The following is a 19,672-nucleotide window of genomic DNA, read 5'->3' on the forward strand; positions in this document are numbered from 1 at the left end:
CCTAGGGCGCGACGCTCAAAGGGGCGGACGGCAACGTCCGCCCTTCTCTTTTTGGTGAGGCTTCTATATTCCGCCTGCCGATGACCAACACTGACAAGCCTGTGCTCCCCAACCGCGCCGCCGTTGACCCTGCGGTGGACCACGCTTCCGCTTCGGCCTCCCTGCGCCCCTCCCCGCGCGAGGCCGCGTTCTACGGCCGGCGCAAAGGCAAACCGCTGCGAGCCCAGCAGGCGGCGCATCTGGCGCAGGAACTGCCCTCGCTCGCCATCGACGTCGCGGAACTGGACGGGCGCGCCCTGACCCAGCTTTTCCGCGTGCCGGTCACCGCTGTACGGCTCGAAATCGGCTTCGGCGGCGGCGAGCATCTGCTGGCTGCAGCGCAGCGAAATCCCGATATCGGCTATATCGGCGCCGAAGCCTTCCTGAACGGCATCGCCAAGGTGACAGCCTCCGTTGCCGAGAGTGGGCTCGCCAATCTGCGCCTGCACGGCGACGACGTCGTGCCGCTGCTCGACCGGCTGCCGCCCGCCAGCCTCGACCGCATCGACCTGCTCTATCCCGACCCCTGGCCCAAGCGGCGCCACTGGAAGCGGCGCTTCGTGCAGGCGGACAATATTGATCGCATCGCCCGCCTGCTCCCCATCGGCGGGCGCTTCCGCTTCGCGACCGACATCGAACACTATGCCGCCTGGACGCTGGCGCGCCTGCTGGCAGACCCGCGCTTCGCCTGGACAGCGCAACGGGCGGATGACTGGCGTCTGCCTTGGGAGGGCTGGCCTGGCACACGCTACGAAGCCAAGGCCAAGCGCGAAGGCCGCACACCGGGCTATTACGAGTTCCTGCGCATCTGATTACCTCGTAAGCTGGAACCTCACGGGCGTGCCCGCGTTGTCAGGCGCATTCCCCGGGGACTTGGCGAAGGAGACGATCATGGCCGATACCAACGCGCAGGAAGATTTCTCGAAGCTCACCGCCGACCTTGCGGTACTGCGCGCCGATGTCGCGAAACTTGCCGACACGCTGACGACGCTCGCCCGCAGCCAGGGCGAAGCGGCGGCCGATGCCGTGAGCAGCCGCGTCCGGCAGGGCAAGGCCAAGGCCGAGGCAACCGCCTCCGAGCTGATGGATGAAGGCCGCGCCGCTTATGACGAGGCCCGCGAGCGCGCCGGCAAGATCGGTGGCGATGTGACCGCCGTGATCGAGCGCAACCCGCTCGGCGCCGTCGCGGCCGCTCTCGGCGTCGGCTTCCTGATTGGCCTGCTGTCGCGGGGCCGCTGATGTTCCGCTTTCTGCTGGGCATGGTTGGCGTCGAGCTGCGCTACACCGCACGCCGCGCCGCCGTAACGGGTCTGCTGGTCGCGCTCGGCGCGTTGATGCTGAGCGGGGCCGCCATCGCCTTCCTCACCGCCTGCTACATCCTGCTGGCGGTCCGATACGACCCGATCGTTGCCGGCTTCATCATTTCCGGCATCTGCCTGATCCTGGCGCTGGTGTTCTTCATCATCGCCTATGTACGTCTGCGGTCACCGCGTCGCGCCGCCGGCCTCGGAAATGTCGCGGCCTATGCCGCCCGCCCGGCGACTCCCCCGCCCGGCACTAGCGCCGATCCGGCGGCCCGCCCCCCGGCCAGTACGTCAACTGTGATCGCTGTTGCCGCGGGAGCAGCACTCCTCGGCCTTATTCTTGGCCGACGCATCTGAAACGGTCTCGGCGGTCGGCAAGTGAACCGCTGAGACGCGCCTCGATTGTTGCAGGGGACGTCAAAAAGGACCAATCTGCCGGCAATTCGTGAGCCGCGAGTCACTTTTCGCCGGCTTCTTTTTGCGCGCCGCAGGAGGCTTCCAATTTGACGTTCCGCCGTTTGTCGCTGCGGCCCGGTGCGGCCCTTCTCGCGACCCTCGCCGCGCTCGGCGCGACGCCGGTTCTGGCGGAGGCGCCCCCGGACGCCTTCATCGCCCACTCCGCGCCCGCCGGCAATTATCTCGCCGCACGCCTTGCCACAGCCGAGCGGGATACGCCGGCTGCCGCATCTTATTACCGTGCGCTGGCTCGCACCTTCCCGCGCAGCGGTGAAATTCTCGAGCGCGCCTTCCTCGCTGTTCTGTCGGAAGGCAACATCGACGAAGCGGTCGATTACGCCCAACGCATCGTGCGCATCGACCCCGACCATTCGCTGGCGCGGCTTGTGCTGGGCGTCCGCGCCATCAAGGCCAAACAGTTCGTCACGGCCCGCAGCAATCTGCGCCGGGCCGGCGGGCAGGGGGCGATCGCCGAATTGAACGCCACGCTGCTCGGCGCCTGGACCCAATACGGGTCCGGCAATCCGCGCGCTGGCGTCACCGCCATTGACGAGCTGAAAGGCCCGGAATGGTATGCGGGCTTCAAGGACTTCCACGCCGGCCTGTTGCTTGATGCCTCCGGCGCCAAGCGCGACGCCGGCCCGCGGCTGGAAGCGGCACTCAAGCTCGATCCGCGGACGTTGCGTGTGGTCGACGCGTATGGCCGATGGGCCTCACGCTCGGGGAACAAGAAGCTCGCCATCGAGACCTATGAGGCGTTCGACAAGCTGGTGCCGAACGATCCGATGGTCGCGCAGGAACTGGCCCAGCTGAACGCCGGCAAGACCCTCACGCCGCTTGTGACGACGCCGGCGGCGGGCGCGGCCGAGGTGCTTTATGGGCTTGGCGCGGCACTCGGGCGCCAGGGGGGCGAAGATCTTGCCCTGATCTATCTCCAACTCGGTCGCTGGCTCGACCCGTCGCATCCGCTGATCCAGATCACGCTCGCCGATCTGTTCGAGGGGCTGAAGCGGCATGACGAGGCCATCGCGCTCTATCGCGGGGTGCCGAAGGACTCGCCGTTCAAGGTCAATGCCGACGTGCAACTTGGCTTAAACCTTGAACAGATTGGGGAATTCGACGAGGCCCGGAAGACGCTCACGAGCGTCGTCGAGGCCAATCCGAAGGATCTGCGCGCCATGATGGCGCTCGGCGACATTCTGCGGTCAAACGAGAAATATGCCGAGGCGGCCGCCGTCTATACGCAGGCGATTGATGAACTTCAGGCGCCGACCGCCAATAACTGGATGCTCTATTACTTCCGGGGCACCTGTTACGAGCGCACCAAGCAGTGGGAAAAGTCCGAGGCCGACCTGAAGAAGGCGCTCGAACTCAAGCCCGATCAGCCGCATGTGCTGAATTACCTTGGTTATAGCTGGGTTGATCAGGGCATCAACCTGGAACCGGGCCTCGACATGATCCGCAAGGCGGTCGAACTGCGCCCCGATGACGGCTTCTTCATCGACAGCCTCGGCTGGGCCTATTACCGGCTCGGGCGTTACGATGATGCGGTTCGCGAACTTGAGCGCGCCGTCGAGTTGAAGCCCAATGAAACCGTGATCAACGACCATCTCGGCGACGCTTATTGGAAGGTCGGCCGTAAGCTTGAAGCGCGCTTCAAGTGGAATCACGCGCGAGACCTGAAGCCGGACGCGGATGAGCTTGCCCAGATCCAGCGCAAGATCGCGGTAGGGCTGGATGAAGCCGATAAAATCAAGGACCAGAAACCCGACATCCAGAAGACCGAAACGGATGGCGCCGCTGAGCCGACCCAGAAAGCCGAGGCCGTGACCCCGGCCACGCCGCCCGCGCCCACCCCGGCGAAGCCGGATGGCGGCGGCTAAGTTTTTGTTTTCTAAATGATAAAGGGCGGGCGCCGGAAGGCGGCCCGCCCTTTTTCGTGAGGGATCGCGGCGATGTCAGGCGCGCGCCGGGCGGCCCGCGAAGAACAGCGGACGCGAGCGCAGGGCGAACGCGCCATCGCCAATAAGCCAGAGCGCAAAAGAGGTTACGATCAGGAAGGCGGGATATTCCCAGCCGCCGCCGGTGGTGGAGAACAGCCAGCCATTGGGGATGTGGGCGCTCATCGCGCCGGCCATCACCGGGATCAGCAGCAGGGCCACGTGGCGGGCGTAAACCCCTGAAATGATGAGGATTCCGCCGATCAGTTCGGCGAGGAAGACCGGCCAGGCGAGCGCGGTCGGCAGGCCGAGGCTACCGAGATAGCCCGCAAAGCCGGGAATGGTGAAAACCACATATTTCAGAAGGGCATGGGAGATCCACATGGCGCCGAGCGCGACGCGGAGCAGAAACACGCCATAGGGGGCGGAACGGGTGTCGATCATGGCTGGAATCCGTGGCTGATGAGTGCAGTGAGGTGGACGATCAGGCCGATCCGTCCGGTGTGGCTCATTGCTAGCCGGTGGAAACAAGCAAGGCGATAGCCGCAATTACCGTTCCGACATTGCATTTCCGCAATGTCTCGCGACTCCGATCAGGCCGCCATTGCAAAGCGCCGCGCGGCGGCGACAGGCCGGGCGGGGAACGCGGAAGCGGGCGAGCAGTGGACGGGTAAGAACGCTCAGTTGCCGCCGGTCGGGGCGGGGATCGGCTCGGCGGCCACGGTGACTTCTACCGTCGGGGCGCGGCCGGTCACCGGCGCGGCCATCTCCGGCGTCTCGCGCGGCACGCTGCGCGAGGCGAGGCGGGTGCGCCCGCTGCCGCCGCGCTTGAACTCGCACCACAGCTTCTCGGCGCCGGCGAGATTGCCGCGGAAGCTCTGCTCGCTGGTCTTCTCCAGCTCGAAGCAGGGCTGGAAGGCGAGGCCCTTCATCTTGGCGCAGACCTTCTCGCCCTTCACCATGATGGTGCCGGCCGGCAGCGTCACATAGCGGACATTGCCCTTGCCGCGCATCTGCACGGTGCCGGCCACCGAGCCGTCCGGCATGATGCGCCCGGCGCCGGCGGTGCCCTCATAGCAGCTATAGGAAAAGGTGCGGCCCATCACGAAACGCTGCGCCGCCACGGCTGTCAGCGTCTCCCCGGCCACCGCCGGCGCCAGCGGCGCGAGGGCGGGAGCGGCGAGCGACACGGCAGCCAGAAGGACGGAAGAGGCGCGCATGAGGACGTCCATGGATGGTTGATCGGCTACGATGCGCTGCGAAAGCCCCGTCTTGTCAAGGCGCGCACGCCCCGCCGGCGCCTGTGGCAGGCAAGGCGGGACGCGCCTGTGGCCGCCGCGCAACGTCTTCGGCACCACTGCACCGCAAGATGCGCGAAGAGGGTTAATGTCCGGCAAACACCGCGCCGGTAAAGGAGACGAAAGCCTGTCGTCAGGCCGGCTGCGGCGCGCGCGCCACCGGCCGCTCGACGATCGGCAGGTTGATCGCGGCGGAGGCGAAGCTCAGCGCCACCGACAGCCACCAGACCAGGTTGTAGGAACCGAGCTGCTCATAGAGCAGGCCGCCCAGCCACACGCCGAGGAAGCCGCCGACCTGATGGCTGAAGAAGGCGAAGCCATAGAGCATGGCGAGATAGCGCGTGCCGAACATCAGCATCACCAGACCGGAGGTCGGCGGCACGGTGGAGAGCCAGAGCAGGCCGATGACGATGCCGAAGCCGATGGAGGTGACGGGGCTCGCTGGCAGCAGCACGAACACGGCGATGGCGATGCCGCGCGCGAAATAGATCGCGGCCAGCAGATAGCGCCGCGACATGCGGCTCGACAGCCAGCCGGAGGAGAGCGAGCCCACCATATTGGCAAGACCGATCACCGCCAGGGTCCAGCCGCCAATGGTCAGCGACAGGCCGCGATCGGCGAGATAGGCCGGCAGATGGGTGGTGACGAAAGCGAGCTGGAAGCCGCAGGTGAAGAAGCCGAGCACGAGGAAGATGTAGCTGGGGTGACGGAACGCCTCGCCCAGCGCCGCGCGAATAGATTGCGGGCGCGCCTCGCCCGGCCGGGGGCCGCTCGCCGGGGTGGCCAGCGCCAGAGCGAAAGGCATGACCAGCAGCATGGTCACGCCGAACACGATCAGCGTCTCGTGCCAGCCAATGCTGGCGTTCAGCCCGGCCGCCAGCGGGGGAAACAGGAACTGGCCGAACGAGCCGGCCGCCGTGCCCGCGCCGAAGGCCATGGGACGCCACTTCTCCGGCAGCGTCTTGCCGAAGGCGGCGAGCACGATGTTGAAGGAGCAGCCGGACAGGCCGAAGCCGATCATCATGCCGGCCGACAGATGCAGCGCGCCCGGCGTCACCGCATAGGCCATGGCGATCAGCCCGAGCGCATAGAGCGCCGCGCCAGCCCACAGCACCCGGACCACGCCGAACCGGTCCGCCACCGCGCCGGCAAAGGGCGTGCCGACGCCCCAGAGCAGGTTCTGAATGGCGATGGCGAGGCCGAACGTGTCGCGCCCCCAGCCATATTCCCCGGTCATCGGCAGCATGAAGATGCCGGAGGAAGCGCGCGGCCCGAAGGTGAGCATGGCGATCATGCAGCCGCACAGCACCACCAGAAGCGGCGCGCGGGTGGCGAGAGACGGGCGGGCGGAGGGGGAGGCGGGAGGAGAGGCGGAAGGGGCGGTGCTCATGACGGGCCTCGGCAACCGGATGCGGCGCAGCCTCGCACTCCGCCTGATCTTCGATTAGGCCCGGCGCTTCGGCGAGGGAAACAAAATGTTTTGAGGATGAGCATCAGGATTGGTGATGGATGCCGCCTCTCCCCGCGCCCATCGCTGGCGTCTCCCTTGTCCCGCGCCCCTTCGCTCGCTCCCCCCCAACAACGTCAGGGCCGGGCTTGACCCGGCCATCCACGCCTTTGGCCGGGGCGCGAAGACATGGATCCCCGGGTCAAGCCCGGGGATGACGGTGTTTTGGGTGGAACACCTCGGAGAGGAAGCTGAGGCCGCACCACAACCGCCTCCACCACGTCATGGCCGGGCTTGACCCGGCCATCCACGTCTTTGGATGGGCGCGCGAGGGGGCGCGAAGACGTGGATCCCCGGGTCACGCCCGGGGATGAGGGGCGTTGGGTGGAACACCTCGGAGAGGGAGCTGAGGCCGCGCCACAACCGCCTCCACCACGTCATGGCCGGGCTTGACCCGGCCATCCACGTCTTCCCTGCGACGCTCCCGACCAAGACGTGGATCCCCGGGTCAAGCCCGGGGATGAGGGGAGTTGGGTGGTGTGCCGTTGCCGGAGGCCGATGTGCCTCTCGCTGTCGAGCGATGGGCACCCCCCACCCCCGACCATCCCAAGCAACGTCATGGCCGGGCTTGACCCGGCCATCCACGTCATTGGCCGGGTGCGCGAGGAAGTGTGGATCCCCGGGTCGAGCCCGGGGATGACGACGTGTGGGCGGGGAGCGGTCGCGGGTGAGCCGAAGCGCGCCTCCGTCCCGCGCCGCGCAGGTGAGGCGCGCGGGCCACAGGGGGGCGGGGAATCCCGCCATAACGCCACCGTGAACCCCGTCTTAGGAGCAAAGCAACGCTCTGCGGGTATAGGTGAGACCTGCTGTCCCAATCACATTGCGTATTGATCCCCCATGCTCCTCGACCGCCGTCTGTTCCTGCTCGCCGCTCCCATCGCCCTCGCCGGCTGCACCACGACCGGAAGCCCCCGCGTCAGCCAGATGCTGCCTCCGGCGCTCGATCCGCAATATGTGCGGATGTACGGGGCGATCACCGACGAGCCGTTCCCGATCCCGGCGGTCGACATCAGCCAGATCGATCCGCGCTTCCTGCGCCAGGAAGTGGCGTACAACTCCCCCTATCAGCCGGGCACGATCGTGGTCGATCCCAATGAGCGATTCGCCTATCTCGTCATGGCCAATGGCCGGGCGCTGCGCTACGGCGTCGGCGTCGGCCGGCAGGAAGGCTTCAATTTCCGTGGCGAGGGCATCGTCGCCCGCAAGGCGGAATGGCCGCGCTGGACGCCGACCCCGGACATGATCGCCCGCGAGCCGGAGCGTTACGGCCCCTATGCCGGCGGCCTAGCCGGCGGGCTGGACAACCCGCTCGGGCCGCGCGCGCTCTATCTCTACAAGAACGGGCGCGACACCTATTATCGGCTGCACGGCACGACCGAGCCGCTGACCATCGGCACCATGGTGTCCTCCGGCTGCATCCGCTTCATCAATCAGGACATCATCGACCTGTACCGCCGCGTTCCCACTGGCTCGCGCGTGGTGGTGCTGCCGGCGACCGGCGGGGCGATGAGCTGAGGGCGGGGGCGGTCAGCCTCTGCGTCCTTCGAGGCGCGCCGATGGCGCGCGCCTCAGGATGACGGGCGACAGCGACGGGCCCAAACCATTCCGCCCATCGTCATGCTGAGGCGCCGGCGCAAGCCGGCCTCGAAGCACGTAAGCGATTACCCGACCCGCAGCTCGAACGGCTCGTTCTCCATCGCCTCCCTGCCGCGGCCGATGGCGGCAATGGCGGCGCTCATGCGGCCCTGGCGGCCGAGCGCGGCGTCGGCGAGCGCCACCAGCAGCGCGTTCGGCGTGGCGATGGGCGAGGCGGCGCGCAGCTCGCGGGCGATCTCCGCCTCGTCGCGCTCGGGCGCCAGCGCGCAGGCGGCGATATAGGCCGAGGCGGTCGAGCGGCTGACGCCGAGATAGCAATGCACCACCAGCGGCGCGCGGCGCGGCCAGCGTCGGGCAAAGCCGAGAATGGCGTCGACATGCGCCTCGGAGGGGTGGACCAGCCCGTCCTGGGGGGCGAGGATGTCGTTGAAGCCGATGAAGAGGTGGTTATCGGCCAGCACGCGCGCCGGCCGCGTCACCGGCGTGCCGACATTGATGACGCTCAGCACATGCTCGGCGCCGGTGCGCTCGACGGTCTCGGCAAGGCGCGAGAGCGGGCAGACATGGATCATGACGGACTCCGAAGGTCAGGCGCGGCGCGCGTCAGTTCCGCGAGCTCGCGGAAGCGGGCGAGGAAACGGTCCTTGGCCTCCCCGGCGCTCCAGGGGGTGAGATAATCGCTCTCAAGCGCCGGGTCGAGCGGGCAGGGCGCGCCGAAGAAGGCACGGGCTTCGCTGATCTCGAAGCCGGCGAGGCGCGTCGCCTCCAGAAAGGCGCTGGCGCGGTCGGCGGCCTTCACCAGTTTCACCAGCGCCGCCGGCCAGAGCGCGGGCAGGCCGAAGCGCAGGCTGACGGCGGCGAGCAGGCGCGCCTCCACCTCCTTATAGTCGCCGCCCAGCACCGCCTTGAACGGGCTGATCATGTCGCCGACCACATATTCCGGCGCGTCGTGCAGGAGCGTCGCGAGCAACCAGCGCGGCGCGAGGTCGGCTCCGCGCGCGCTGGCCTGCCGGCGGGCGATCAGCTCCACCAGCACCGAATGCTGGGCGACCGAGAAGATGTGCGCGCCGGCCGTCTGCCCGTTCCAGCGGGCGACGCGGGCGAGGCCATGGGCGATGTCCTCGATCTCGATGTCGAGCGGCGACGGGTCGATCAGGTCGAGCCGGCGCCCGGACAGCATGCGCTGCCAGACACGTTGGGGTTTTACACGGGCAGGCTTTGCGGGAGACGTCATTGCCGGCGCCTCAGGACCGGGCGCCATGGCGGTGGCAGGTCACCGCGTGGTCGTCGACCATGCCGACCGCCTGCATGAAGGCGTAGACGATGGTCGGGCCGACAAAGTTGAAGCCGCGCGCCTTCAGCTCCTTCGACATGGCCTGCGCCACCTCCGAGGTGACCAGCGGCGGATCGTCCGGCGCGCGGGCATTGTCCAGCACCGGGCCGTTGATACCCCAGAGCAGCGCGGAGAAACCCGGCCCGCGCTCCTGGATATCGAGCCAGACCTGCGCCGAGCGGATGGTCGAGACGATCTTGGAGCGGTTGCGGACGATGCCGGAATCCTGCATGAGCGCCTCGACCTTGTCGGGCGTGTAGCGGGCGATGATCTCCGGGTTGAAGCCGTCAAACGCCGCGCGGAAGCCGTCGCGCTTGCGCAAAATGGTGATCCAGGCGAGGCCGGCCTGAAAGCCGTCGAGGATCAGCTTTTCGAACAGAGCGCGGTCGTCATATTCCGGCACGCCCCATTCGGTGTCGTGATAGGCCATATAGAACGGATCGGTGCCGCACCAGGCGCAGCGGGTCACGCCGTCGGGATGATGATGCACCCTCACGCCCTGTCCTCCGTGCCGGCTATATCCTCCGTCCCCGGAATGGCGAAACGCGCCCAGCCCGGCCGCTCCGGCACCAGCGCCGCGCCATCCGCCTCCACCACCTGCCCGCTCGCGCGGGCCTCCGCCAGCCGGTCGAGCCGGACCAGCGCCAAGGCGCGGCCCTCGACGCCCGAGCCCAGCCGGCCGATGGTCTTGCCGCCGGCCATGATCGGCGTCCCCTCGGCCGGCGGCGGGCCGCACAGCGCGACGGGGATGATGCGGGTGCGCGCCGTGCCGCGATGCTGCATGCGGCTGACGATCTCCTGCCCGACATAGCAGCCCTTGTCGAAGTCGATGCCGCCGAGCTGGTCCATATCCGCCTCATGCGGGAAGGCGTCGCCATAGAGGAAATCGCGCCCGCCCTCGGGCACGCCGAGATTGACGCGGTGCGCCTGCCACTCATCCTCCGGCACCATCGCGATCTGCGCCGCCTCGGCTACGGGGAGCAGGAAGCGCCGGCCGAGCGCGGCAAGGCGCGGGTCGTCATAGGCGAGCGTGTCGACCAGCGGGGCGGCCGCGCCCCACGCCACCGCGACCGCGAGGTCGTCGAGCGGGCCGATCTCCACCTTCGCCCGCAGGCGGTAGAGCTGGAGCCGCTTCAGCAGGTCCGGCAGCGCCGCGCGCGGCACATCGAGGCGGAAACCGCCCTCGGTGGCGAGCACGATCATGTCGGCGACGATCTTGCCCTGCGGCGTCAGCAGCGCAGCGTAGCGCGCCTCGCCGGGCGCGGCGGGCACGCGGGCGGTGAGCAGATTATCCAGAAAATGGGCGGCATCGGCCCCGGCAATGCGCGCGACGGCACGGGCGGGTAGGACAGCGATCGGCATGGGCGCCTGGCCTCGTCTGGCGGGTCGCATACAGGTTGGACAGGACAGGTAAGCCCTGCATGGCGCGGGGGCAAGCGGAAAGGAACAAAGACGGAACGGCTCAGGACGCAGATCCGGCGCGCCGCGCCCCGCTTGCCGCCCCCGCTTGCCGGCCCCGCTTGCCTCCCGGCGCTGTCGCACCATTTCAACAGGCGCGCCCTAGACTGGGTGCTCCAGTCAAGATCAGGAGGTTTTCATGTCCGGCACGGTTCTGTTCACCGGCACCGCCACCGCCATTGGCGGGCGCAACGGCCATTCGCAGACCAGCGACGGCTCGGTTTCGGTCGATCTCGGCATGCCCAAGGGCGGCACGCTCGACGCCGGCAAGACGACGCCCGAGCATCTCTTCGCCACCGGCTACGCCGCCTGCTTCGGCTCGGCGGTCGAGGCGGTCGGCCACCAGAAGAAGCTGGACGTCACCGGCGCCGCCGTGACGGTCGCGGTCTCGCTGGTGAAGGGCGATGACGGCTTCAGCCTCGCCGCCAAGCTCTCCCTCAAGGCCCCCGCCCTGAGCGCGGAAGAGACCCGCACGGTGCTGGAAGCCGCGCACCAGATGTGCCCCTATTCCAAGGCGACGCGCGGCAACATCCCGGTCGAACTCAGCGTCGGCTGAGGCCCGTCTCGCAAGCCGTCATGCCCGGCATCTAGCCGGGCATCCACGACTTGGGTGCGAAGGAAGACGTGGATGGCCGGATCACGTCCGGCCATGACGCGGTTGGAGGCGGGATGCCGCGACGGCGCACCCTTTAGTCCCCTAGTGCGCCTCGTCCCAGTTCAGGGCGGCGCGGGCGTCGACCTTGAGCGGGACTTTCAGCGCCATGGCGGGCAGCGGCGCGCGCTCCATCACCGCGCGCACCACCGGGATGGTCGCGGCGATCTCGTCCTCCGGCACCTCGAAGATCAGTTCGTCATGCACCTGGAGCAGCATCCGCGCCGACAGACCGGCCGTCTCCAGCGCGCCTTCCATGCGCACCATGGCGCGGCGGATGATGTCGGCGGCCGAGCCCTGAAGCCGGGCATTGATCGCCGCGCGCTCGTTGAAGGCGCGGATCGACGGGTTCTTGGCGTTGATATCGGGATAGTGGCAGCGCCGGCCGAACAGGGTTTCCACATAGCCGTGGTCGCGGGCGAACAGGCGGGTCTCGTCCATATAGGCGCGGATGCCGGGGAAACGCTCGAAATAGCGTTTGATATAGGCGCCGGCCTCCTCGCGCGGGATCGAGAGCTGGTTGGCCAGCCCGAAGGCCGAAATGCCGTAGATGATGCCGAAATTGATCGCCTTGGCGCGCCGGCGCACCTCGCTCGGCATGCCCTCGATCGGCACGCCGAACATTTCCGACGCCGTCATGGCGTGGATGTCGAGCCCATCCTGGAACGCCTGGCGCAGCGACGGCGTGTCGGCGATCTCGGCCAGAAGGCGCAGCTCGATCTGCGAATAATCGGCCGAGATCAGCTTGCAGCCCGGCGCGGGGATGAAGGCCTTGCGGATCTTGCGGCCTTCCTCGGTGCGCACCGGAATGTTCTGCAGGTTCGGCTCGGAGGAGGACAGCCGGCCGGTGGTGGTGGCGGCCAGCGCGAAGGAGGTGTGGACCCGGCCGGTCTGGCTGTTCACATAGCCCGGCAGCGCGTCGGTATAGGTCGATTTCAGCTTCTGCAGCTGGCGCCAGTCGAGGATGCGGCGGGGCAGTTCATGGCCCTGCTCGGCCAGTTCCTCCAGCACGTCGGCGCCGGTCGACCACGCGCCCGTCGGGGTCTTGCGCCCGCCGGGAATCTGCATCTTGCCGAACAATATGTCGCCGAGCTGCTTGGGCGAGCCGGGATTGAAGCTCTCCCCGGCCATGGCGGAGATTTCCGCCTCCAGCCGCGCCATCCCTTGAGCGAACTCACCGGACAGGCGCGAGAGCATCTGCCGGTCGATCATGATGCCGCGCGCCTCCATGCGGGCGAGCACGGTGACGAGCGGGCGCTCCAGCGTCTCATAGACGGCGCTCTTGCCCTCGGCGGCAAGGCGCGGCTTGAGCACGCGCCACAGCCGCAGCGTCACATCCGCGTCCTCGGCGGCATAGTCGGTCGCCTTGTCGAGCGCGACGCGATCAAAGCAGATCTGCCCCTTGCCCTTGCCGCACACCTCCTCGAACTTGATCGGCGTATGGCCGAGCCAGCGCATCGACAGCGGGTCCATGCCGTGCGGCGAGGCGCCGGCATCGAGCACATAGGAGAGCAGCATCGTGTCGTCGTAAGGCCCGACCTCGATGCCCCACCGCTTCAGCACCAGCCAGTCATATTTCAGGTTCTGGCCGACCTTGAGCACGCCGGGATGTTCCAGCAGCGGCTTCAGCGCATCGATGGCGGCGCCGATCGGGATCTGGTCGGCCAGCAGGCCCTCGCTGAACAGCCCGTCATCGCCGCCCTTATGGGTGAGCGGGATGTAGCAGGCCTCGTTCGGGGCGATGGCGAGCGAGACGCCGACCAGTTCGGCGGTCATCGGGTCGAGGCCGGTGGTCTCGGTATCCACCGCGACGATGCCCGCCTCGAAGGCGTTGATGATCCAGTCCTGCAACCGCGCGAGGCTGCGCACGGTCTCGTATTTCGAGCGGTCGACCGGGGTGGCGAGGGCTTCGGCCTGCCGTTTGGCGGAGAGTGCGGCGGGGGCGAGCGCGGGCGCGCCCGCCTGTACGCCCTCATCCCCGGGCTTGACCCGGGGATCCATCTGCGCTGTGGCGCCCGGCTCGTGGATCCCCGGGTCAAGCCCGGCGGCGACGAGGCCGCTCTCGTGGCCGCCCGCCTTCAGGCCGGGATCGGGGTCGATGGCGGCAATGTCGATCTCATAAGCCTCGCCGACGCGGCGGGTCAGGGTGGTGAACTCCATCGCCTTGAGGAAGGCGATCAGCTTGCGGCCCTCCGGCTCGACCACGGCGATGTCGTCGAGCGGCACGTCGAGCGCCACGTCGCGCTTCAGCGTCACCAGCTCGCGCGACAGGCGGGCCTGATCGGCGAATTCGATCAGGTTCTCGCGGCGCTTGGTCTGTTTGATCTCGCCGGCGCGGGCGAGCAGCGTGTCGAGATCGCCGAATTCGCCGAGCAGCTGGGCGGCGGTCTTGATGCCGATGCCGGGCACGCCCGGCACGTTGTCCACCGAATCGCCGGCGAGCGACTGCACGTCGACCACCTTCTCCGGGGCGACGCCGAACTTCTCCAGCACCTCGTCGGGACCGATCGCCTTGTCCTTCATCGGGTCGTACATGCGCACCCGGTCATCGACGAGCTGCATCAGATCCTTGTCGGAGGAGATGATGGTGACCAGCGCGCCCTTGGCCTTGGCCTGCTCGGCATAGGTCGCCATCAAATCGTCGGCCTCGAAGCCGGCCTGCTCGACGCAGGCGAGGTCGAAGGCGCGCGTCGCCTCGCGGATCAGCGGGAATTGCGGGCGCAGATCCTCCGGCAGGTCCGGGCGCTGCGCCTTGTAGAGCGGGTAGATGTCCTTGCGGAAGGTCTGCTCGGACATGTCGAACACGACCGCCAGATGTGTCGGCTTCGGCGAGAAGCCAGAGCCGTTATTTCCGGCGCGCACCAGCTTCCACAGCATGTTGCAGAAGCCCGCCACCGCGCCGACCGGCAGCTTGTCCGAGGAGCGGGTGAGCGGGGGCAGCGCGTGATAGGCGCGGAAGATATAGGCGGAACCGTCGATCAGGACGACGTGGTCGCCGGCTTCCAGCGGGTCATGCTCGGGCATGGAGGGCTCCGTTACGGGCGCGCACGATGCCCCCCCCGCCGCGCCGGGGCAAGGGGGTGGGAGCGGCGGGCGGGCGCCGGCTGTCCCTCATAGACGATTCCCGAGCTCACACCGTCATGGCCGGACTTGACCCGGCCATCCACGTCTGTCGGTGCGAGAGTGGGGAAATCATGGATGCCCGGCCCAAGGCCGGGCATGACGGCGCTTCGAGAATTCGGATCAGGTGACGGCGGGCCCGGCGGGCGCTACAGAGCGGGCAGGAAACCATCATGCCGCGCTACAAGCTCACCATCGAATATGACGGCACGCCCTTTGTCGGCTGGCAGATCCAGGCGGCGGGGGAGAGCGTGCAGGGCGCGCTCGCCCGCGCGGTGGAGCGGTTCTGCGGCGAGGCGGTGAGCGTGCAGGGCGCCGGGCGCACCGATGCCGGGGTGCACGCCACGGGCCAAGTCGCCCATGTGGAACTCGCCAAGGACTGGAAGCCGGACACGGTGCGCGACGCGATCAACGCGCATCTGCGCCCGCTGCCGATCGCCGTGCTGGCGGCGGAGCGCGCGGCCGACGATTTCCACGCCCGCTTCTCGGCGACCGGGCGGCGCTATGTCTACCGCATCATCGCCCGCCGGCCCTCTCTCGTGCTGGAGCGCGACCGGGCCTGGCGGGTGCTGCGCCCGCTCGACGCGCCGGCGATGGCCGAAGGCGCGGCGCGGCTGATCGGCCGGCACGATTTCACCACCTTCCGCGCCATTGGCTGCCAGGCCGCCTTGCCGGTGAAGACGCTGGACCGGCTGGAAGTGGAGACGGTGCCGATCGAAGGGCCGGGGATGGAAATCCGCGTCCACGCGCAGGCCCGCTCCTTCCTGCACCATCAGGTGCGCTCCCTGGTCGGCACGCTGGTGAAGGTGGGCGAGGGCGCGTGGACGGCGGATGATGTGAGCGCCGCACTGGAGGCAAAGGACCGCACCCGCTGCGGGCCGATGGCGCCGTCGGCCGGGCTTTATCTGGCGGAAGTGACCTATTGAGGGGGCCCTACTGGGCGGCCGCCTTGTAGTCGGACTGCGCGTCGCGATAGGCGCACCAGTCGGCCCAGGCGGTGTGCGGGGCGATGTGGAAACGCTCGCGCGCCCGGATCGCCTCGGCCTCGCCGGGCGGAACCCGCACGCAGACCGCATTGTCGCGCGCCTGCCAGACTTCGGCCTCGCTCAGCGGCGCGCCCTTGGCGGCTTCCAGTTCTTCCAGCACGTCGACCAGCGCCGGAACCGGCATGATGACCAGCGGTTCCGGCTGGGCGGGTTTTGCCGTCTTCCGGCGGAACAGTTTCGCAATCAATCGGGTCAACCTTTTCCCATTCCGTGACAACGGAAAATGGGGGAAAAAGTTCCCGCCTGCCCCGCTCAGCGGGGCAGGATCAGCCGAGCCGTTCGATCAGGGTCGGCGTGCGGCTCGCGGTGGAGGCACCCAGCGCCTCAAGGAAGCGGATCGGCGCGCCCGAGGCGGGCGTCACCAGCTCGCCCTCCCACATCACGCGGTTGCCGCGAATGAGGGTGCCGACCGGCCAGCCGGTGACCTCGACCCCGTCATAAGGCGTCCAGCCGGGCTTGGAGGCGATCCAGGCGTTGGTGATGGTCTGGCGCCGCTTCAGGTCGACAATGGTGAAATCCGCGTCATAGCCCACCGCGATGCGGCCCTTGGTGGCGATGCCGAAGATGCGGGCGGGGCCGGCGCTGGACAGGTCGACGAACCGCTCCAGCGACAGGCGGCCGGCATTCACATGGTCGAGCATCATCGGCACGAAGGTCTGCACGCCGGTCATGCCCGAGGGGCTTTCCGGGTAGGGCTTGGCCTTTTCTTCGAGGGTGTGCGGGGCGTGATCGGAGCCGAGCACGTCGACCACGCCCTCAGCGAGGCCGCGCCACAGCGCCGCCTTGTGGCGGGCGTCGCGGACGGGGGGATTCATCTGCACCAGCGAGCCGAGGCGGGCATACCAGTCGGCATCCATGGTGAGGTGGTGCGGGGTGACCTCGACGGTGGCGACATCCTTGTGGCCGCGCAGGAACGCGATCTCCTCGGCGGAGGTGACGTGCAGCACATGGACGCGCTTGCCCTCCTCGCGGGCGAGGTTGACGAGGCGCGTCGTCGCAGTCAGCGCGGCGATCTCGTCGCGCCAGACCGGGTGGGACGAGGCATCGCCCGGCACGCGCAGATGGCGGCGCTCGGCGAGGCGCGGCTCGTCCTCGCAATGGAAGGCGGCGCGGCGGCGGATCACCTTGAGGATCGCCCGCACGCCCGGATCATCCGCCACCAGCAGCGAGCCGGTGGAGGAGCCGATGAACACCTTGATGCCGGCGGCGCCGGGCAGCATTTCCAGCTCCGGCAGGTCCTTCACATTCTCATGCGTGCCGCCGACGAAGAAGGCGAAGTCGCAATGCATGCGGCCCGTCGCGCGGCGGATCTTGTCGGCGAGAGCGTCGCCCGAGGTGGTGAGCGGGTTGGTGTTGGGCATCTCGAACACGCCGGTGACGCCGCCCATGACGGCGGCGCGCGAGCCGGATTCGAGGTCTTCCTTGTGCTCCATGCCCGGTTCGCGGAAATGCACCTGGGTGTCGATCACGCCGGGCAGCAGGGTGAGGCCGGTGCAGTCGATCGTCTCGCCGGCCTGGGCGGCATCGAACGACCCGATGCCGGCGATCCGGCCGGCCCGCACGCCGACATCGCGGGCGGCGATGCCGTCCTGATTCACCACCGTGCCGCCCTTGAGCAGAAGATCGAATGTCTCGGTCATGGTCCCTCGCCGGTGATGGGTGCGTGCGTCTTCCCGCGCTCATACGCCATAAAACGGCGAAGTTGAACGTGGGAGATGAACGCTCGCGTGGTTGTGGTTCGCGCATGCGGTTCGCGGATCTGGCTCGCCGCAGCTCGCCCGCTCAGGCGAGCACGGCGAACTGCACCCGCACCCGCGTGCCGCGCTCGGGAACGGGACGGGCGCTGAACTGCGCCTCCCCGCCGAGCTGGGTGGCGAGCCCCTGAATGATGCGCATGCCGAGGCCGCGGCTGCGCGCCGAATCCAGCTCCTCCGGCATGCCGCGCCCGTCATCGGCGATGGCGATCTCGTAGCGGCCATGGCCGCGCGGGCTGACGGTGATGGCGATCTCCCCCGGCCGGCCCGGCTCGAAGGCGTGCTTGAGCGAATTGGTGACGATCTCCGCCACCAGCATGGACAGGGTGGTGAGCTGGGTGACGTTGAGCGGCAGGTCGGGCGCCTCGACCTGGCAGGTGATCGCCTGCCCGCCCGAGGCGGTGATGAGATCGCAGCACAGTTCGCGCAGGAACTGCCCGGTCGGCATGTCCAGCCGCTCGGGCGCGTAGAGCCGGCGGTGGATGCGGGCGATGGTGTCGAGCCGGGCGCGGGCCTCGTCGAGCGCGTTGATCGCCTGGGAGGGGTCGTCCGTCACCTTGCGCTTCTGCAGGGTCAGCAGCGCGGCGACGAACTGCATGTTGTTGGCGACGCGGTGCTGGAGTTCCTGGAACATGGTGCGCTGACTCTCATAGAGCCGCGCGGTGACCGCCTGCTCGGCGCGCAGCTTGTCCGCCGCGCCGAAGGTGAAGTGGATCAGCGTGATGTCGATGAAGGCGATGACGACGAAGAAACCCAGCGCCATCAGCGCCTGACCGGTCAGCTCCATATTGCTGGCCGGGCCGATGAAGAAGAACCACGCCGCGAGGGTCGACAGCACGGCGCAGGTGATACCCGGCCGCAGCCCGCAGAAGAAGGTGGTGAGAATCACCGCGGGGAAGAAGGTGAGGAAGGGAAAGCCCGGCGGCAGGACAGAATCGACGGCAAAGCGCAGGGCCAGCGCCATCAGGAACATCGCCACGCCGAAGGCGTCCGCCAGGAGGCGGCTCTCGCGCAGCGGCCGGGCCAGCCGCACCAGACGCCAGAACAGTGAATCCGCCGGCGCGCCCGGCGGGTGGTCAGCCATGATGGATGGCCGCGCCGCGAACACGGGACATAATCCACGCCCGGCGGGAAACGCCCGCCGCCGCGCATCGACCGTCATCGCGACGCATAACAAATACCCCCGAGACGCCGCTTGCCCGTGCGACAGTCTGCCGGGTTTTACCGCGCCCGTCACCGGGCTTCTGCGCAGTAGTGAACATTCGGCGTTCGATTGCGTTATCGCGCGGAAGGTACTGTGGAACGTCTCTGGGACCGGTTATGAGGGCCATCCAATGAAGCGCGATACCTCCGCCGATGACGGGCAGGCCGGGGGGCTCAGCGAGCCTTCCTCGGGGGGAAACAATCTGCTCGGCGCGCTGCGCCCGAGCGATTTCGCGCTGCTGCGCGGCGCCCTGCGCCGGCTCGACCGCCCGGCCGGCGCGGTGCTTTACGAGCCGGGCGACGATGTGCGCCACGTCTATTTTCCCTGCGGGCCGACGCTGGTCTCCTTCATGGTGCTGCTGGCCGACGGCCGGCCGGTGGAGGTCACCACGATCGGGCGCGAAGGCGCGGTCGGCGGCATCGTCAGCCAGGGGCGGCTGCCGGCCTATGCCCGCGCCGTGGTGCAGATCGGCGGGCCGCTGCTGCGGCTCGACACGGCGGAGCTTGAGCGCGCCAAGGATGCCTCGCCGGCGCTGCGGCACCTGTTCGCCCGCTATGCCGACTGCCTGCTGGCGCAGGTGTTCCAGCAGGTCACCTGCAACGCCGCCCACTCGATCGAGCAGCGCACCGCCAAATGGCTGCTCGCCGCGCTCGACCGCACCGGCGACGAGAATATCCGCCTGACCCAGGAACAGCTCGCCTCCATGCTGGCGGTGGGGCGCTCCTATATCAGCCGGGTGATCCAGCAATTGCGCGAGAGCGGCGCGGTGGAGCCCTCGCGCGGGCGCCTCACCATCCGCGACACGCAGCGCCTGCGCACCATGAGCTGCGGCTGCCACAGCGTCGTGCGCAGCCATTTCGACGATGTGCTGGGCGGCGTCTACCCGACCGGCAACGAGATCGCCGGCGGCGGCGGCATCATCACCAACGGACCGTCCTTCCGGCCCTGAGCGGGCTCGGGCGGGG

19 protein-coding genes are annotated in these 19,672 nt (G+C 68.5%); 8 read left to right on the forward strand and 11 right to left on the reverse strand.

Annotation, left to right across the window (positions count from 1 at the left end):
* Positions 1-134: 134 nt before the first annotated feature.
* From trmB to KIP89_RS09440, 4 genes are all read left to right on the forward strand, one after another.
* Positions 135-851, forward strand: a complete 717-nt coding sequence (gene trmB, locus KIP89_RS09425) for a tRNA (guanine(46)-N(7))-methyltransferase TrmB (protein WP_369807094.1) — start codon at positions 135-137, stop codon at positions 849-851.
* A gap of 79 nt (positions 852-930) precedes the next feature.
* On the forward strand, positions 931-1,278 hold the full coding sequence (locus tag KIP89_RS09430; RefSeq protein WP_213755111.1) for an ElaB/YgaM/YqjD family protein: 348 nt from the start codon (positions 931-933) through the stop codon (positions 1,276-1,278).
* Positions 1,278-1,700, forward strand: coding sequence for a phage holin family protein (locus KIP89_RS09435; RefSeq protein WP_213755112.1), 423 nt, complete (start codon positions 1,278-1,280; stop codon positions 1,698-1,700). Before KIP89_RS09430 ends, KIP89_RS09435 begins: the two co-directional genes overlap by 1 nt.
* A gap of 146 nt (positions 1,701-1,846) precedes the next feature.
* A complete protein-coding gene (locus tag KIP89_RS09440; protein WP_250152290.1) occupies positions 1,847-3,682 on the forward strand; it encodes a tetratricopeptide repeat protein in 1,836 nt (611 codons plus the stop codon).
* 75 nt (positions 3,683-3,757) lie between these two features.
* Here the strand turns inward: KIP89_RS09440 and KIP89_RS09445 are convergent, their stop codons facing one another.
* The 3 genes from KIP89_RS09445 to KIP89_RS09455 form a co-directional block, all read right to left on the reverse strand.
* On the reverse strand, positions 3,758-4,183 hold the full coding sequence (locus KIP89_RS09445) for a DoxX family protein (RefSeq protein ID WP_213755113.1): 426 nt from the start codon (positions 4,181-4,183) through the stop codon (positions 3,758-3,760).
* A gap of 236 nt (positions 4,184-4,419) precedes the next feature.
* Positions 4,420-4,959, reverse strand: a complete 540-nt coding sequence (locus KIP89_RS09450; RefSeq protein ID WP_250152291.1) for a hypothetical protein — start codon at positions 4,957-4,959, stop codon at positions 4,420-4,422.
* A 211-nt stretch (positions 4,960-5,170) separates the two neighbouring features.
* A complete protein-coding gene (locus tag KIP89_RS09455; RefSeq protein WP_213755115.1) occupies positions 5,171-6,427 on the reverse strand; it encodes an MFS transporter in 1,257 nt (418 codons plus the stop codon).
* 954 nt (positions 6,428-7,381) lie between these two features.
* On the opposite strand from KIP89_RS09455, the gene KIP89_RS09460 reads away from it, so the two are divergent.
* Positions 7,382-8,059 carry a L,D-transpeptidase gene (locus tag KIP89_RS09460; RefSeq protein WP_213755116.1) on the forward strand — a complete coding sequence of 226 codons (678 nt, stop codon included), beginning with the start codon at positions 7,382-7,384 and terminating at the stop codon, positions 8,057-8,059.
* 146 nt (positions 8,060-8,205) lie between these two features.
* Here the strand turns inward: KIP89_RS09460 and KIP89_RS09465 are convergent, their stop codons facing one another.
* The 4 genes from KIP89_RS09465 to ygfZ are packed head-to-tail and all read right to left on the reverse strand — an operon-like array spanning position 8,206 to position 10,835.
* The gene (locus tag KIP89_RS09465; RefSeq protein WP_213755117.1) at positions 8,206-8,712 is read right to left on the reverse strand and encodes a tyrosine phosphatase family protein; all 507 of its coding nucleotides are present in this window, start codon (positions 8,710-8,712) and stop codon (positions 8,206-8,208) included.
* Positions 8,709-9,374, reverse strand: a complete 666-nt coding sequence (locus KIP89_RS09470) for a YfbR-like 5'-deoxynucleotidase (protein WP_213755118.1) — start codon at positions 9,372-9,374, stop codon at positions 8,709-8,711. Before KIP89_RS09470 ends, KIP89_RS09465 begins: the two co-directional genes overlap by 4 nt.
* Before the next feature lie 10 nt (positions 9,375-9,384).
* Positions 9,385-9,969 carry a DNA-3-methyladenine glycosylase I gene (locus KIP89_RS09475; RefSeq protein WP_213755119.1) on the reverse strand — a complete coding sequence of 195 codons (585 nt, stop codon included), beginning with the start codon at positions 9,967-9,969 and terminating at the stop codon, positions 9,385-9,387.
* Entirely contained in the window at positions 9,966-10,835 is an 870-nt protein-coding gene (ygfZ, locus tag KIP89_RS09480) for a CAF17-like 4Fe-4S cluster assembly/insertion protein YgfZ (RefSeq protein ID WP_213755120.1), read from the reverse strand. Before ygfZ ends, KIP89_RS09475 begins: the two co-directional genes overlap by 4 nt.
* A 235-nt stretch (positions 10,836-11,070) precedes the next feature.
* On the opposite strand from ygfZ, the gene KIP89_RS09485 reads away from it, so the two are divergent.
* Positions 11,071-11,487, forward strand: coding sequence for an Ohr family peroxiredoxin (locus KIP89_RS09485; RefSeq protein ID WP_213755121.1), 417 nt, complete (start codon positions 11,071-11,073; stop codon positions 11,485-11,487).
* Between the two features lie 141 nt (positions 11,488-11,628).
* On the opposite strand, the gene polA is transcribed toward KIP89_RS09485, so the two are convergent.
* Positions 11,629-14,589 (reverse strand): DNA polymerase I, encoded by a 2,961-nt coding sequence (polA, locus tag KIP89_RS09490; RefSeq protein ID WP_213755472.1) that lies wholly within the window; start codon positions 14,587-14,589, stop codon positions 11,629-11,631.
* A gap of 287 nt (positions 14,590-14,876) precedes the next feature.
* Here polA and truA point away from each other — a divergent pair, with 287 nt between their 5' ends.
* Positions 14,877-15,629 carry a tRNA pseudouridine(38-40) synthase TruA gene (gene truA, locus KIP89_RS09495; RefSeq protein ID WP_213755122.1) on the forward strand — a complete coding sequence of 251 codons (753 nt, stop codon included), beginning with the start codon at positions 14,877-14,879 and terminating at the stop codon, positions 15,627-15,629.
* Between the two features lie 7 nt (positions 15,630-15,636).
* Here the strand turns inward: truA and KIP89_RS09500 are convergent, their stop codons facing one another.
* From KIP89_RS09500 to KIP89_RS09510, 3 genes are all read right to left on the reverse strand, one after another.
* Positions 15,637-15,936: a hypothetical protein gene (locus KIP89_RS09500; RefSeq protein WP_213755123.1), complete on the reverse strand. Its 300-nt coding sequence runs from the start codon at positions 15,934-15,936 to the stop codon at positions 15,637-15,639.
* A 79-nt stretch (positions 15,937-16,015) separates the two neighbouring features.
* Positions 16,016-17,389, reverse strand: coding sequence for a dihydroorotase (locus tag KIP89_RS09505; protein ID WP_213755124.1), 1,374 nt, complete (start codon positions 17,387-17,389; stop codon positions 16,016-16,018).
* 142 nt (positions 17,390-17,531) lie between these two features.
* Positions 17,532-18,587 carry a sensor histidine kinase gene (locus KIP89_RS09510; RefSeq protein ID WP_213755125.1) on the reverse strand — a complete coding sequence of 352 codons (1,056 nt, stop codon included), beginning with the start codon at positions 18,585-18,587 and terminating at the stop codon, positions 17,532-17,534.
* A 250-nt stretch (positions 18,588-18,837) separates the two neighbouring features.
* On the opposite strand from KIP89_RS09510, the gene KIP89_RS09515 reads away from it, so the two are divergent.
* Positions 18,838-19,656, forward strand: coding sequence for a Crp/Fnr family transcriptional regulator (locus KIP89_RS09515; RefSeq protein WP_213755126.1), 819 nt, complete (start codon positions 18,838-18,840; stop codon positions 19,654-19,656).
* The last annotated feature ends 16 nt before the right edge of the window (positions 19,657-19,672 follow it).

This window comes from Ancylobacter radicis (assembly GCF_018449475.1).
GTDB classification, from domain to species: domain Bacteria; phylum Pseudomonadota; class Alphaproteobacteria; order Rhizobiales; family Xanthobacteraceae; genus Ancylobacter; species Ancylobacter radicis.